Origin of the sequence: Leptospira stimsonii (assembly GCF_003545885.1) — a bacterium.
Classification (GTDB): Bacteria; Spirochaetota; Leptospiria; order Leptospirales; family Leptospiraceae; genus Leptospira; species Leptospira stimsonii.
The window spans coordinates 113,452-127,891 of sequence record NZ_QHCT01000008.1 but is presented as its reverse complement, the minus strand read 5'-3'; the positions used below and the strand labels follow the sequence as shown (position 1 = coordinate 127,891).

Sequence of the window (14,440 nt, the reverse complement as noted above, 5' to 3'; positions counted from 1 at the left end):
AAAGACGGTTCCCCGCGCGTAGGAGCTCCTGCCCCCATCCCACCGAAAATCCCTCGAACCGAGCCCTCTCTAATTTTAGAAAGTGACAAGGTTCCTAATACGTTCGAAGGTAGTAAAAAAATCCCGGGAGATCCGGTTTTTCTCATGAAAAAAACAATCATTCTCTCTTTTTGTTTCTTATTTTTAACCTTAGAATCCTCTCTCTGGGCCCAACCGGCTCATAACTGGAATTCTCCTTCCGAAGTTGTAAAGCAGGTGAAGAAGAAGTTTAGCGATCTGAATTCCTACAAAGCGGATTTCCAGATCCAAACCGTTTCCAATAAAAAAAGTAAAAATATGAGAGGGGTCTGTCTTTATAAAAAAGGTGGAAGAATCCGCTATCAATTCAGCGATCCTTCCGGAGATGAGATCGTCTCCGACGGAAAAACTCTCTACATCTATATCGCACGACTGAACGCGGTCGGAAAACAGGATCTTACATTAAATAAATCGAATAAATCCGGACCGATCTTTTCCAGTTTTACGGACGAAGGTCTTTCTCGAATTTTTAGAAAGTATCACTACAAGTTCGATTCCATAGAACAACCTCAGGTTTCACCAAAAGACGGACGCAAATACTTCGTCCTCAATTTAGAACAAAGAGAAAAGGTCGGCGGTTTTGAGACGATGCTTCTCTTTGTCGACGCACAGACCTACTTTATCCAAAAAGCGGTCGCGAGCGACGGAAGAGGAAAAGAAACTACAGTAGAATTTACGAATATAGAAACAAATCCCGATTTGGAAGACGGTCAGTTCAATTTTCATATTAGCGGAAACGCAAAAATCGTAAACAACCCTCTTGTGTCGGAACAATAACCAAAGTCCGAGAAAGGAGCGAAAACATTGAATCAGAAAAGAGTAGGACAGATTCTCCGCGAAGCGAGAGAAGAAAAAAAGTTAAGCGTAAAAGACGTAGCGAAAGAAACAAACATTTCGGTGAAGTATATCCTCGCACTCGAAACGGAGGATTATTCCCAGTTTCCCGGTGAAACCTTCACCATGGGATTCTTAAAAAATTACGGAAGTTATCTCAAACTGGACACGGGACAGTTGATCAACTTGTATCGTGGTGAAAAAATCGAAGAGTCTCAAGCTCCTCTCGAAGAACTCACACGTCCAACAACTTCTTATTATTCTAAAATCAACGTGGATAAGAATAAGATCTTTACGATCGCGGCGGTTCTTGTCATTCTGATCTGCGCTTATATCCTCATCGACGTTGCGACCGATTCTTCTTCCGGCGACGACGCAGTGGAAGAATCCGGTAAAAAACTGGACATCCCCGAAAACATCGACTTCTCTTCTCGTTCGATCCCGGATAATAGAAGCGAATCTTTTATTCTCACACCGGACAAGGGAGTCAGTTTTTCCGTCAGCAACCAACAGTGTAAGCTCTTCATCGACTCCGTGGAAAAGGGCGGGGCAGTAAACACCGCCGTTCTTGCTTTTAACGTCTATCCGGAACTCAGCGTATATAAATTCCGTCTGAGCGAAGGACAGGAAAAGGTTCTCAGTTATACGATTCCAGAAATCTCAAGCCTGAGACGCAACGTAAGAATCATCGCACAAGCCGTGACGGAAAACTCCGCTAAGGTTCTGGTAACTCTCAGCGAAGAAGAACAAAAACCGGAGAGCGCAGTAGACACCACTAAGACGTTAGGCGACGTTCCGATTCAAGTGACACTTTTTTTTAGCAAAGCCAGTTACGCCGAATTCATCATCGACGGACAGATGGGATTCCGAGGTCTTGTACAGGCGGGTGAGAATCGAAGCCTCGAAGCAAAGGATCGTCTCGAACTCAAAGTAGGGGACGGTTCCGCTGTGGAAATGATTCAGAACGGAAAACCGAAGATCACACTGGGACGTCCCGGAAAACTCGTAAAGAAGATCTTCGTAAAAACGCAAAACCCTTATGATAGTACACAGTCCGTCATCAGGGAGCTGGGAGAATAGAATTTCTTGGAAAAGAAATTCTTCATCACCACCTTAGGATGTCCGAAAAATACGGCGGACTCCATGAGTATGCATCATTCTCTTCTGGAAGAGGGATTTGTTCCCGCTACACTTCCGGAAGAATCCGATTTTCATTTTATCAATACCTGTACCTTCATCCAATCCGCGACCGAAGAAACGATTCAAACGATTCTTTCCGCGGCTCAGGTCAAAAAACAAAATCATCAAAAACTCGTCGTCGTGGGTTGTTTTGCGGAACGTTATCCGGATAATATCAGCGCCGAAATTCCGGAAGTGGATCTCTTTTTTGGAACGGGAAAATACAACCAAGCGGGAAAACTTCTCAGAGAAAAGTTCCCCGATCTTTCTCCTCCAAAATTGGAATTCAACGAAGACATTTTGGAAAGACTCAAACTTTCCGCGGGCATCGAAAACTATTCCAAACCGTATGCGTATGTAAAAGTTTCCGACGGTTGCAACCGAGGATGTTCTTTTTGTATCATTCCTTCCTTTCGCGGGAAGTTCAAAGAATCACCGGTGGAAGATATCATTCGCGACGCGGATCGTGCGATTCGCGCGGGAGCCAAAGAGATCTGTCTCGTTTCCCAAGACACGGTTTATTATGGAAGAGATTCGGAAGTTCTTCTGGATATGGTCCGCAAAGTTTCGGAAATCGAGGCGCTCAAGATTCTAAGATTGTTGTATTTGTATCCGGACAAAAAAACGGAGAAACTCATTCGTCTGATGGGTCAAACTCCGAAGATCGCTCCTTATCTGGAATCTCCGCTCCAACACGTTTCTTCCAAAATTCTAAAGAGTATGAATCGCGCCGGAGAAAGTTCCTACTTCAAGGATCTTTTTTCACTCGCAAGAGAAGTCAAACCCGGTCTGGAGATTCGTACTTCGTTTATCATCGGTTATCCGGGAGAAGAACCGGATGACGTGGATCAGGTTCTTCGTTTTATCGAAGAGACAAGACCCGAAAAGGTGAACTTATTTTCTTATTCTCCGCAGGAAGGAACCAAAGGCGCCGAGGTCAAACAGACCGTATCCGAAAAAGAAAAATCGAAACGAATCAATCTGATCCGAGACGCGCACCTCGCGATCTTGGAAGAAATTCACGAAGCAAGAATCGGTCAGACCTACGACGCGATCGTCGACAATATCGAAGACGGTCAAGCGGTGGTAAGAAGACTTCAAGACGCTCCGGAAATGGACGAGGTCGTTTATGTGGACGATCCTTCTCTGATTCCGGGAACTCTTGGAAAAGTCAGGATCGATTCTTTTTACGAATATGACATGAACGGAACCTGGGTTTTTGAATGAACAAAGTTATTTTCAATATTCCTAATATACTTACGATGCTCCGCGTAGCCGCGGTTCCATTTTTTGTCTGGTTTTTATTCCAGAAAGAATTGGAATATCATATAGCCGCCCTGATTCTTTTTGTCGTCGCGTCACTGACCGATCTCATCGACGGTTATCTCGCCCGCAAATGGAACCAGGAAACCGAGTTCGGTAAATTTTTGGATCCTCTTGCGGATAAGATCATCGTGACCGGATGTTTTGTTACCTTTATCTTTTTGCAGGAACAGATCGAATTCTGGATGGTATGTCTGATCATCGGAAGAGACATGCTCATCACTTGTCTTCGTTATCTTGCGATTCGCCAGGGACAATCGATCCGAACTACGATGCTCGGCAAAGTGAAGACCGTATTTCAGATGGGAGCCATCGTTCTCATTCTCGTCTTCTTTATTCTCGTATCGAGTAAGAAAAGAATTCTGATCAACGAGGCGTATGCTTCCGGAAAGGCTTCCGGTCTCACCGTCTTCGAGATCGCAACCGGGAATGCGATTTACTTTTTTCAAAACTTAAACAAGAATACCACCTTGGGAGATATCATCTTCGGTCTCGGAGCCTTCGTTCCTTATTGGGGAATGCTGATCACGACCGCGATCACCGTGTTCTCGGGGCTTCGTTATATGGTATCCAACAACCAAGTTCTTTATCCCTCCAATATCAAAAGGATGTTTCAGAAACGTGGAACCAAGAGCAACCATTCTTAAACTGATCGATCGCAAACATCTCACTTCCGAAGAAGCGGAGACGTTTCTCAATCACGTCATGAAAGGAGAAGTTTCCGAAATTCTTCTTTCCTCATTTTTGACTGCGATGAGAGCCAACGGAGAGTCGGTCGAGGAAGTTCTCGGTTGCACCTTAGCGCTTCGCAAAAACGCGCTTCGCCCCAAGACCGTATTTCCCTTCGACCTTTTGGACACTTGTGGAACCGGAGGAGACGGGCAGGGGACGATCAATATCAGCACCCTTTCCGCGATCACTCTTGCTTCTTTAGGAATCAAAGTCGCCAAACACGGAAACCGATCGGTTTCCTCACATACTGGATCGAGTGATATTCTTACGAGGCTCGGTTATAAAACCGAAAAGACCCAAGAAGAAGTGGAACAACATCTGGTTTCCCAAGGCTTCACCTTTCTTTTTGCTCCGATGTGGCATCCTTCTATGAAATACGCGGGACCGGTTCGTAAAGAATTGGGCTTTCGAACGGTCTTCAATATGATCGGACCACTTTCCAATCCGTTTTCTCCCCAGTATCAGATCATCGGGGTTTACGAACCGGAACTCATGGAACTCTTTATCAAGGTCTTACAAGCGCTTGGCTTAAAACGGGCTATGGTCTGCCATTCTCGGGACGGTTTGGATGAGTTTTCGATTTTTTCGATCACCGATTATTCTTTTCTGGAGAATGGGGTGATCAGTCGTCATTCTTTTGATCCTTCTCTTCTAAAACTGCCGATACTAAAAAAAGAAGAAGTATATGCTTCTTCTTCCGATCACGCGGAAGCTTTGGCAAGAAGAGTTTTGCAAGGAGAGGCGATCGCGGGATCACATGCGGTTGCATTGAATGCAGGCGCGGGACTTTTTGTGATGGGAAAAGCTCCGAGTATCGAAGAAGGATACAAAAATGCCCTGGAAGCGATTCTTTCTGGAAAAACAAAGAAGTATTTCGAAGATTTAATTTCCAAAGGGTAAACGAGAAAAATACTGGTTAGAATCCTCTATCCAATCTAAACAGGGAATTAGAAATGACTTTGAATTCAATGATACTACTTCAATTGGCACAAGCCGCCGGCGACGGAGACAAGTCACCTTTCTCTACGTTGCTCTTGATTCCGATCATGCTCGTGATCATGTATTTTCTCGTGATTCGTCCACAAAGAAGCGAAGAGAAAAAACGCAAAGAGATGATCGAAAGCCTCAAAAAAGGCGACGAGGTCATCACGTCTTCCGGGATTCACGGCAAAGTTGTGGAAATCAAAGACAACAACGAAGTCGTCGTCTTAAACATCGCGAAAGATACAAACGTATCTTTTACTGCGAGTACAGTTGTTAAAAAGAAACAAGCGGACAAATGAAAAAAGCTACGGTCTTCATTCTACTCTTTCTATTTCTTGGGAACACAGTTTTGTTTTCCCAGGACGGGGAAGAAATCGACTTCCTCGAAAAGGTTGCCGAACCGAAAAAGACCGTCAGCAAAAAGTCTTCCAACTCGACCCCTTCTTCCACAAAATCTTCTAAGAAAAAAGAGAAGAAAAAGTCGAAAAAGAAAAAATCAAAAAAGCCCTCCACTTCTCCTCAGAATCCGGAAAATACAAAGAAGAATGTGGAACCTTCCCGTAACGGTGAGGAAACGTCGAATTCCGGAAACAATTCGAATTCATCCAATTCTTCCAATACGAATTCACAGACAAAAGAATCTTCTTCTCGTAACGTAGAAGAACAACAACTCGCGAGTGTTTCCAAAGTCGACACGGGAGATCTTCCGAAACCGTATTGGGTGAACGAAGAAGTAAAAGTAAAACCTTCCGGGCTTCCGGGATATACCGCTCCCGCGGAACCTGAAAAATCCGAGCAGGGTCCTTCTTTTCAGAGTCGCCTCTCCGACATACTCAAGTTAGGCGAAGACAAGAAAAAGGAAGAAGAGAAAAAGAAAGTTCAGGAAGGACAGAAGTCCGGATCCTTTACGGGTTTTATCTCCGACTATAAAAAACCCATCATCATTGTAGTATTTATTTTATTATTTGCTTTGTATCGATTGAAAGCGGGAAAATCGCGCGGAAGTTCCGGTCGCAGATCCCCGGTGACGATCAATAAAATGAGAAGAGACTAGGAGTTCCCCTTTGAAATCTGCGACATGGATTTTCCTGCCGCTCGCCATTATTTTAGCGGCCACCATTGTATTGTATCCCAACTTCGCTCCGAGAGAGTTGGAGCTTGCGGTAAGAAAAGAATTTGCGTCCCTTCCGGAAGAGCAAAAAAAAGAAATCCTATCTAAGTTTGAAAAACGATGGAATGCGGAATACAAACAATCCGATTGGGTGATCTCACCTTCTCCTTCCGATCTGAAAGACGAATCCTTTCTTTTGGTAAAAGGAAGATTTGTAACATCCGCAAAGATCAACCAGATTTCTCAGGAAAATCCAGAACTCATCCTCGAAGCCAAAAACAAACTTCGTCCCACTCTTGTGGAAGAATGGATCACAAAAGGACGTCCTCTCACGATCAAACTCGGTCTCGATTTACAAGGTGGGATGAGGGTCGCGATGAAAGGGGATTTCGATGACTATGCTTCGAAACTCAGAGAAAGTTATATTAAAGAAATTGAAAACTTAAAGAAAACGATCGCGGATCCTTCGAACGACGAGAAGGAAAAGAAAAAAGCAAAGGATCGTCTGGAAGAGATCGAAGGTTATTTCGAACTTTCACCAAGCCGTAAACTTTTAGAACTCGAAAAAGCGAAACTCATCATCGACAATCGTCTTACGAGTCAAAACTTAACCGAACCTCAGGTTCGGATTCAAAAAGATCAGGATTCGATCGAAGTTTCTCTTCCTGGGGTAACGAATTCTTCTCAAATTTTGGAAATCATTCAGAACACGGAAACAGTGGAATACCGTCTCGAAGAACCTGAGAATTCGGCTGGAAACGGAGTTACCTACGCGGCCATCATTCAACAGGAAGAAAACAAACTTCTGGAAGCCGGCAAAAGAGAAGAAACCGACATCGTTAAATATCAGAATATCGTAAAACAAAAACTCGGAAAAGCAGAACAGGATCGTTTTCTCCAAGCACTCGAAGACAAGTATAAAATTCCAAAAGAGAAATATAGAATCTTCGCCTATTGGAAAAGAGGGAACAGCCAGAATTCTCCTCAGCTTCCGAGAAACTTTATCGTTCTTGAAAAAGCGATCGCTCTGGACGGAAGAGATATGAGAGACGCAAGACCCGCGTTTGAAAATAATTCCTTCGGATATATCGTTTCGTTTACTCTTACGAGTAGTGGAGCCGAGAAATTTTTCGAGATCACTTCTCAGAACAAGGGAAGAAATCTCGCCATCGTCTGGGGAGACAAGGTGGTTTCCGCTCCTACGATTCGAGGCGCGATCGCGGGCGGGATGGCTCAGATCGATGGATCCTTTACAAAAGAAGAAGCGGTGGATCTTGCGAACGTGATCAGCGAAGGAGCGCTTCCGATTCCACTCCGAGTTTTGGAGATGAGATTTATCGGACCGACTCTCGGGATCGAATCGATCGAAGTCGGTATCAAAGCCGTCGGGATCGGATTCATTCTTGTGATGCTTTATATGCTCTTGATCTATCGACTTTCCGGAATGGTTGCGAACATCGCCCTTTTTGCGAACATCATCATCTTGAGCGCACTTCTTTCTTTGATGGGATTCACTCTCACTCTTCCGGGTTTTGCGGGGATCATCCTCACGGTCGGTATGGCGGTGGACGCTAACGTGATCATCTATGAAAGGATCAAAGAAGAATTGGTGGCCGGTAAGTCCGCGTCCGTTGCGGTCGCCCAAGGTTTTGACAACGCCTTCTGGACGATCATCGATAGTAACGTGACTACTTTGATTTCCGGAATTCTCATGATTCGCCTCGGAAACGGACCGATCAAAGGTTTCGCGATCACGCTTTGTTGGGGTATCGTTACTTCACTTTTTACCTCTTTATTCCTGAGTCGTCTGATCATGGATCTTTTGGTCAATAAGCTGGGAGTTCAGAAACTCCAGATCGGCTTTAAAAAATTGGAGTCTTAAGAATGTTTGATTTTATAAAATATAAATACGTCTCTATCGGCGCATCGCTTGCGTTGATTTTATTTGGATTCGGTTATACTTTTCTTGTTCACGGAGGGTTTGCCAACTCTCTCGATTTCAACGGCGGACTGAGAACCGTTGTAGAATTCGACAAGAGCGTGGATCGTAAAAAATTAGAAACATACTTCGCGGATAATAAGATCGAAGCCGTTCTTCTTCTTTTGGAAAAAGAGAAGAATCACTTTCAGATCGATATCGGGCTCGGTTCCGTCGACGCGATCCTTCAAAAATACAAAGAAAAGAACGGACTGAAAGCGGAAGACAAGGTGGAACTTTCCGCGATCGACGCATTGATCTCCATTCTGATCGCGGACTTTGGAATCAACAAGAGCCAGGTTCTGAGCGCCAATCAGGTGGGGGCCGTTGTCGGAGGCGAACTTTCCTCTACGGGAATTACGCTTCTCGGGCTTACGATGGTGATCATTCTCGCTTACATCAGTTTTCGATTTCAATTTAAGTTTGCCTTGGGAGCGATTATCGCTCTTACGCACGACTTAGTTCTAACGATCGCGTTTATCGGATTCTTTCAGATAAAACCGAGCGTTCCGATCATTGCGGCGCTTCTGACCTTACTCGGTTATTCCATCAACGATACGATCGTGGTCTTCGATAGAATTCGCGAGAATGCGGCGGGGAATCTGAATGAAACTTTCGGACAAACGATCAATACTTCGATCAATCAGACCTTGGGTCGAACGTTTAACACCTCTTTTGCGACCTTGATTTCGATCGTGGCGATCATTATCGGTGGAGCGACCGAACTCTTCGATTTTGCATACGTTCTTACTTTTGGAATCATCATCGGAACCTATTCTTCGATTTTTATCGCGGCGCCTCTGGTCGATATCTACGACCACTTTTCAAGAAGGATTCGTGCCTGATGTCTTCCCTCCCGGAATCGTTTCGGGAGGAATTGCGTAAACTTGCCTTTCTTTCCACGGGTGAAAGTTCTCCGAACCCGCCCGTTTCTTGTCTCATCACAAACGTCGAAAATACGAAGATATTCGCACAAGGAAGAACCTCTCCGACTGGCGGACCTCACGCTGAAAGAAACGCATATTCCGAATTTCTAAAGAACGGATATTCCGATACGCCGCATAACGTATGGGTCACGCTCGAACCTTGTAGTCATCACGGAAAAACTCCTCCCTGCCTCGACTTAATCTTTGAATACAGACCGAAGACCCTTTATTACGGGTGGAACGATCCGAATCCTTTGGTAAAAATAAAAAACGGATTGGAAGAATGTGTAGAGAAGGGAATCAATGTCGTCCAAGATTCTACTTTACAAACGATCGCAAAAGAAAGCCTTTTTGGATTTGCTTCTCGTTTAGAAACACAAACCCCTTCCATGATTTTTAAAACTGCGGTTTCTAAAGAAGGTTTTTTTGCATCCTCCGATAAAAGAAGAACCCAACTTTCCGGAAAACTTTCCTCTTATTATTCATCTTTACTACGCGCGAAATGTGACGCGGTCCTGGTAGGTCCGGGAACTTTGTTTCACGATGTTCCCGGATTGGATTTTCGGTTTTCAAAACTGGGATCTACCGAATCGATGAAAAATCTTACAAAAGAATTTCAGAAAACCGAAGGACTTCCCGTTCAGGAATTTCAGGAGAATTTTTCCGGAGCCTCCGCCTTACTTAAGAATATTCTAAAATTGGGAATGGATTCGGATATTCAAAGAATCCACGAAGTTTTTGAAAACGCATACCAACCGTATCGAGTATTCATTATATTCGAAGAAAGGAATGTAACAAAAGAATTCCTGGAAAAACAAAAAGGAATCAATCGAAGAATCGGTTCCCGAAAATGTATTTTTCTGATCAAAAAGGATTTTCTCCTCGGAGAAGAAATAAAGGAAGAATTGAGAGCGCTTTCCGAAAAGGAATTATTCTTGATCGATTCAAACTTTCTCGCGGAAGAGACATTGCGGATTCTTTCGGAGATCGGAGTCAATCTCCTGCTCGTGGAAGGTGGAAACCTGATTTACGAAACATTTCAGTCTCGGATGAAAGCGAACGACACAATCTTAAAAATACGAACCGCAACTTCCATTCAAGAAGGAATCGAACCGAATCTGAAAACGGACGAATCCTCTTTGCTCTGGAAGGCGAATCTGGAAGAGGATCAATGGGAGGCGCACAGATGTTTACAGGACTCGTAGAAACGACCGGTAGAATTTTAGAAATCAAAGATACGGCGGACGGGAAGGATTTTCTCGTGGAGACGACTTGGGTCCAACCGGATCTAAAAATAGGAGATTCCATTTCCGTGAATGGTTGTTGTCAAACCGTAACCGAGTTTACGGATCAAGGAAGTCGCTTTCGATTCTACTCCAGTTTCAAAACTCTTGAGCTCACGAACTTCGGAAATCTAAAGATCGGAGAAGAGGTCAACCTGGAACGGAGCGCGTTGCCGACGACTCGTTTGGGTGGGCATCTTGTGAGCGGACATATCGACGGGACCGGAACCATTCTTAAAAAAGAGGAACGGGAAGGTGGAACCGTGGTAAGCTATTCGGTGAAAAACGATTCTTCCTTTTCCAAATACATCGCTCCTCGAGGAAGTATCACCGTGGACGGAATTTCTCTCACCGTCGTGGATTCGAGACCGGAAGAATTCGATCTCGTCTTAATCCCGGAGACTCTCAAAAAGACCAACGCGAAAGCTTGGAAACCGGGGACGATTCTCAATTTAGAAATCGATCTCGTGGCGCGCTACTTAGAACAACTCCTAAAATATAAATAGTTTAAAATTCGAACTATTTGGGCTGAAACTTGGATTTGATTCCAAAGATTTAAGTTTCTGTAGCCAAATTTCAGTCCAATAGGAGAGATGGTAACTAAGAGCTATGATCAAACCCATTGAGAGTGCAATCGAAGAAATCAAATCCGGAAGAATGATCATTCTTGTGGATTCGGAAGACAGAGAAAACGAGGGCGACCTCGTAGTCGCGGCCGAATTCGCGGATAAGGAAAAGATCAACTTTATGGCCACCTATGGTCGAGGGTTGATTTGTATGCCGATGGAAGGGGAGAGACTGAAAAAGTTGGGCCTCAACCGGATGGTAGACGATTATTCTCTGGGGGACAAACACGGAACTGCATTTACGGTTTCTGTGGACGCTAAACACGGAACCTCGACAGGGATTTCGGCTCAGGATCGTGCGATTACCGTGCAAGCGCTGTTAGATGAAAAAACGGTTTCGGCGGATTTGATGAGACCGGGGCATCTTTTTCCTTTGCAAGCGGTTCCGGGTGGGGTTTTGAGAAGGGCGGGGCATACGGAAGCCGCAGTGGATCTTTCCAAACTCTCCGACCTTTATCCTGCCGGAGTGATCTGCGAGATCATGAACGACGACGGAACCATGGCTCGTCTTCCGGACTTAGAGAAGTTTGCGGAAAAACACGGACTCAATATTTATACAATCGAAGATCTCATTCGTTATAGAAGAGCGAAAGAAAATCTAATTCGCTTGGAAGTGGAATCCAAACTACCGACCGAATATGGGGAATTTACGATTCGTGCGTATTCCACTCTGATCGACGATAAAATTCACGTCGCCTTGATCAAAGGGGAAATCAAAAAAGAAGAAACCGCGATGGTTCGCGTTCATAGTGAATGTTTGACCGGAGACATTTTTTCGAGCAATCGTTGCGACTGCGGTCCTCAGCTTCACGCGGCTTTGGAGATGATTGCAAAAGAAGGACAAGGTGTTCTTCTGTATATGAGACAGGAAGGGCGCGGGATCGGTCTGATTAACAAATTAAAAGCTTATAATATTCAAGATAAAGGATATGATACGGTGGAAGCCAATGAAAAACTCGGCTTTGCACCGGACTTAAGAGACTACGGAATCGGGGCCCAGATCCTAAGAGATATAGGAATCGGAAAGATGAAAATTCTGACGAACAATCCGAGAAAGATCGTGGGTCTGGAAGGTTACGGTTTGGAAGTTGTCGAAAGAATCCCGATCGAAATCCAACCAGGTTCAGATAACCACGGTTATCTGATGACCAAAAAACTTAAACTCGGTCATATCTTAGGATTGGGTTGAACCTTTTTTAAAACGTTTTGTCGGAGTTCCGACGGGTTTGTAAGATCGAGATTCTTCTTGCGTAAATTAGGATTTTCTGATAGAGAAGATTTTGCGGAAGTTTTCCCACCACCTCACCCCTCCACCCAAGTTCAGGGTGGGGCGCGCGCCTTTCACGACAAAGTCGGAACTACGACAAAAGCTTCCGACTTCAATGTTTTCTGAAAATTCTTACTTATCGAGTTTCTTTCTTAAATTCTGAAACAAAACACTTCCATAATATACTAAAACGGCTGCGATCGCGGTGAATGGAAGAACCCATAACAAATAATAACTCAGTTGTAAAAACGCGTTCAAGATTCCAACGAGCGCGTTTTTGTATTCGGACATTGAAGTCCCTCTTTGAGCACTGGGTCTTAAGATCTAATCAATAAAAGTCCCTATGTAGAAGGTCTGCAAAGGGACTTTTATTTGCAGAACTTTGAGTATGAGTTCCCACAAAATCGGAGATTGGAATTCTTCCGAATCAAATTAAATTATAATTCGGGTAGATCTTTCAAAAAAAAACGATAAGATCTATTTCTCAAAGGGGGAGATCAAATCCATGGATTTAACATTTGCAGCCTACGAGGGAAATTTGAATCAGGTTAAGGAAATGATTCGTTTGGGAGCATCCGTCAACGCAGTCGATGGATGCGGAGATTTCCCGTTATATAAGGCAAACCAAATTGAAATTTACAAAGTTCTTTTGGAAAACGGCGCAAATCCGAATCAGCAAAATCGTAGCGGTTTTACTGCACTTATGAATGCAAGGACGGCGGAGCAGATAGGTCTTCTTTTGGAAAACGGCGCAAATCCGAATCTTCGAAACGAAGACGGTTTTACAGCTTTAATGCTTCATTCTTATTCAGGAAATATTGATATGGTCAGGCTGCTTCTTGAGAACGAAGCAGACGTAACTCTGAGAACAAATCCACCCGGTAGCGTGAGCGCATTCTTGCAGGCGATGGAAGAAGACAATTTGGAAATTATGAAACTCTTAGTCGAATATGGAGTAAATCTCGAAGAAGAGGATCGAGCCTACGAATCCAATACCGGAGAAACTCTTCTCGAAGCAGCTATATCCGACGAAACTCGATCTTTCATCGAAGCCTGTCTGAAATAGATGCAAAAAAGCCTCCCGGTCGAAAGGCCTTTAATTTGCCGATTTTAAAAATTCTTCCTTAACTGAGCTAACCCTTGATCTTATTTCTGAATTTCTGATACACGATCCCACCAAAATAAACCAAAAAGCTTCCCAGAATCAGAAAGGGGGTCCACCACAACAAATAATAGCTCAGTTGTAAAAACGCGTTCAAGATTCCAACCAAAGCGTTTCTATACTCGGGAACTTGAATTGCATCGGGAGGAATGGGCGTCCCGAAAGTCACGGCGATCGTCGCCCAACTCACTCGGTCCTTGATTTTCCAAGTCTCCTGTTCCGCAAGATCGAGTTCGTCTTCGCTTCTCTCGATCGATTCTTCAATGACCTCCCAGTTTTTTGAACCAGCCCCGATTTGTTGATTGGCGTTGTTTCTTCTCGAAAGACGGAGTTTTTCTCGAGTCGTCTTCCGTTTTTGCCAAACCATTCCTTCCGTATGATCGATCGTGGAAATATCTTCCGAGAGCAAAGCTCCAAGCTTATCAAGTTCTAAGAGTGCTTCGTATAACTTCGCGGAACGGACGTGCATCCTTACACTCATGTACGGAGATCTCGAATTGCTCGCGGAACTACTTTCCAAGTAGCCGTATTTCGCGATGTAATCTAAAAGTTCCTTTCTTGTCTTTATCAGATCCTTACATTCGTACGAAAGTTGAATGTTGTATTCGAGAAGCCTCTCGCTGGTTGTCCCACCGATCGGAGCGAAAACTTTTCCCAGTTGGTCGTCGGCTTTGTCGAACGTCTCTTTGAATTGGTCCTCCAATTTTTCGTTCGAAACTTTTTTCGATTCTCCCGAAGAGGGCATCGGCGCGCTGACTTGTCCGGATACATCTGCGCTTCGCATCGCGGTTTTTTCCGCTTCCACCGCGCTTCCTTCCGCGTTGGAATCTTTCTTTTTCCCGCAGGAAATGAGAACTGAGAGACAAAGGACGAGTAGGAATAGGATCGATTTTTTCAAGGTTGTTTCTCCGGATCAGAAATACTTTCGAATTCTTTAACATACGAGAGGACCGAAAT

Annotated in this window: 15 protein-coding genes; 13 read left to right on the top strand and 2 right to left on the bottom strand. The window is 44.3% G+C overall.

The features are described 5' to 3' along the window. The first annotated feature begins 144 nt into the window (after positions 1–144). The 12 genes from DLM75_RS20880 to DLM75_RS20825 all read left to right on the top strand — a co-directional run bounded on the left by DLM75_RS20880 (position 145) and on the right by DLM75_RS20825 (position 12,243). A complete protein-coding gene (locus tag DLM75_RS20880; protein ID WP_174715101.1) occupies positions 145–855 on the top strand; it encodes a LolA family protein in 711 nt (236 codons plus the stop codon). A 27-nt stretch (positions 856–882) separates the two neighbouring features. Beyond that, positions 883–1,992 carry a helix-turn-helix domain-containing protein gene (locus DLM75_RS20875; protein WP_118970436.1) on the top strand — a complete coding sequence of 370 codons (1,110 nt, stop codon included), beginning with the start codon at positions 883–885 and terminating at the stop codon, positions 1,990–1,992. Positions 1,993–1,998: 6 nt separating this feature from the next. After that, the gene (gene rimO / locus DLM75_RS20870; RefSeq protein WP_118970435.1) at positions 1,999–3,318 is read left to right on the top strand and encodes a 30S ribosomal protein S12 methylthiotransferase RimO; all 1,320 of its coding nucleotides are present in this window, start codon (positions 1,999–2,001) and stop codon (positions 3,316–3,318) included. Further along, the gene (gene pgsA, locus DLM75_RS20865; RefSeq protein WP_118970434.1) at positions 3,315–4,061 is read left to right on the top strand and encodes a CDP-diacylglycerol--glycerol-3-phosphate 3-phosphatidyltransferase; all 747 of its coding nucleotides are present in this window, start codon (positions 3,315–3,317) and stop codon (positions 4,059–4,061) included. The genes rimO and pgsA overlap by 4 nt, the downstream gene beginning before the upstream one ends. After that, complete coding sequence (trpD, locus tag DLM75_RS20860; RefSeq protein ID WP_118970433.1) at positions 4,036–5,046, top strand: anthranilate phosphoribosyltransferase; 1,011 nt, start codon at positions 4,036–4,038, stop codon at positions 5,044–5,046. The genes pgsA and trpD overlap by 26 nt, the downstream gene beginning before the upstream one ends. A gap of 59 nt (positions 5,047–5,105) precedes the next feature. Next, on the top strand, positions 5,106–5,429 hold the full coding sequence (gene yajC, locus DLM75_RS20855) for a preprotein translocase subunit YajC (protein ID WP_174715102.1): 324 nt from the start codon (positions 5,106–5,108) through the stop codon (positions 5,427–5,429). After that, a complete protein-coding gene (locus tag DLM75_RS20850; RefSeq protein ID WP_118970431.1) occupies positions 5,426–6,184 on the top strand; it encodes an SRP-less Sec system protein in 759 nt (252 codons plus the stop codon). The genes yajC and DLM75_RS20850 overlap by 4 nt, the downstream gene beginning before the upstream one ends. 10 nt (positions 6,185–6,194) lie before the next feature. Next, the gene (gene secD / locus DLM75_RS20845; RefSeq protein ID WP_118970430.1) at positions 6,195–8,123 is read left to right on the top strand and encodes a protein translocase subunit SecD; all 1,929 of its coding nucleotides are present in this window, start codon (positions 6,195–6,197) and stop codon (positions 8,121–8,123) included. Positions 8,124–8,125: 2 nt separating this feature from the next. Beyond that, entirely contained in the window at positions 8,126–9,064 is a 939-nt protein-coding gene (gene secF, locus DLM75_RS20840) for a protein translocase subunit SecF (protein WP_118970429.1), read from the top strand. After that, positions 9,064–10,350, top strand: coding sequence for a bifunctional diaminohydroxyphosphoribosylaminopyrimidine deaminase/5-amino-6-(5-phosphoribosylamino)uracil reductase RibD (locus DLM75_RS20835; RefSeq protein ID WP_118970428.1), 1,287 nt, complete (start codon positions 9,064–9,066; stop codon positions 10,348–10,350). The genes secF and DLM75_RS20835 overlap by 1 nt, the downstream gene beginning before the upstream one ends. After that, a complete protein-coding gene (locus tag DLM75_RS20830) occupies positions 10,332–10,934 on the top strand; it encodes a riboflavin synthase (protein ID WP_118970427.1) in 603 nt (200 codons plus the stop codon). The genes DLM75_RS20835 and DLM75_RS20830 overlap by 19 nt, the downstream gene beginning before the upstream one ends. A gap of 103 nt (positions 10,935–11,037) precedes the next feature. Then, positions 11,038–12,243: a bifunctional 3,4-dihydroxy-2-butanone-4-phosphate synthase/GTP cyclohydrolase II gene (locus DLM75_RS20825; RefSeq protein ID WP_118970426.1), complete on the top strand. Its 1,206-nt coding sequence runs from the start codon at positions 11,038–11,040 to the stop codon at positions 12,241–12,243. A gap of 210 nt (positions 12,244–12,453) precedes the next feature. Here the strand turns inward: DLM75_RS20825 and DLM75_RS24320 are convergent, their stop codons facing one another. Further along, the gene (locus DLM75_RS24320; RefSeq protein ID WP_158586499.1) at positions 12,454–12,612 is read right to left on the bottom strand and encodes a hypothetical protein; all 159 of its coding nucleotides are present in this window, start codon (positions 12,610–12,612) and stop codon (positions 12,454–12,456) included. A 214-nt stretch (positions 12,613–12,826) separates the two neighbouring features. On the opposite strand from DLM75_RS24320, the gene DLM75_RS20820 reads away from it, so the two are divergent. Then, positions 12,827–13,387 carry an ankyrin repeat domain-containing protein gene (locus DLM75_RS20820; RefSeq protein ID WP_118970425.1) on the top strand — a complete coding sequence of 187 codons (561 nt, stop codon included), beginning with the start codon at positions 12,827–12,829 and terminating at the stop codon, positions 13,385–13,387. 67 nt (positions 13,388–13,454) lie between these two features. On the opposite strand, the gene DLM75_RS20815 is transcribed toward DLM75_RS20820, so the two are convergent. Further along, positions 13,455–14,381 carry a DUF4349 domain-containing protein gene (locus tag DLM75_RS20815; RefSeq protein ID WP_118970424.1) on the bottom strand — a complete coding sequence of 309 codons (927 nt, stop codon included), beginning with the start codon at positions 14,379–14,381 and terminating at the stop codon, positions 13,455–13,457. Positions 14,382–14,440: the final 59 nt, after the last annotated feature.

Coding starts and splice junctions, on each gene's coding strand:
- DLM75_RS20880 (WP_174715101.1), top strand. CDS start 145: ATGAAAAAAACAATCATTCTCTCTTTTTGTTTCTTATTTTTAACCTTA.
- pgsA (WP_118970434.1), top strand. CDS start 3,315: ATGAACAAAGTTATTTTCAATATTCCTAATATACTTACGATGCTCCGC.
- DLM75_RS20850 (WP_118970431.1), top strand. CDS start 5,426: ATGAAAAAAGCTACGGTCTTCATTCTACTCTTTCTATTTCTTGGGAAC.
- secF (WP_118970429.1), top strand. CDS start 8,126: ATGTTTGATTTTATAAAATATAAATACGTCTCTATCGGCGCATCGCTT.
- DLM75_RS20835 (WP_118970428.1), top strand. CDS start 9,064: ATGTCTTCCCTCCCGGAATCGTTTCGGGAGGAATTGCGTAAACTTGCC.
- DLM75_RS20830 (WP_118970427.1), top strand. CDS start 10,332: ATGTTTACAGGACTCGTAGAAACGACCGGTAGAATTTTAGAAATCAAA.
- DLM75_RS20825 (WP_118970426.1), top strand. CDS start 11,038: ATGATCAAACCCATTGAGAGTGCAATCGAAGAAATCAAATCCGGAAGA.
- DLM75_RS24320 (WP_158586499.1), bottom strand. CDS start 12,612: ATGTCCGAATACAAAAACGCGCTCGTTGGAATCTTGAACGCGTTTTTA.
- DLM75_RS20820 (WP_118970425.1), top strand. CDS start 12,827: ATGGATTTAACATTTGCAGCCTACGAGGGAAATTTGAATCAGGTTAAG.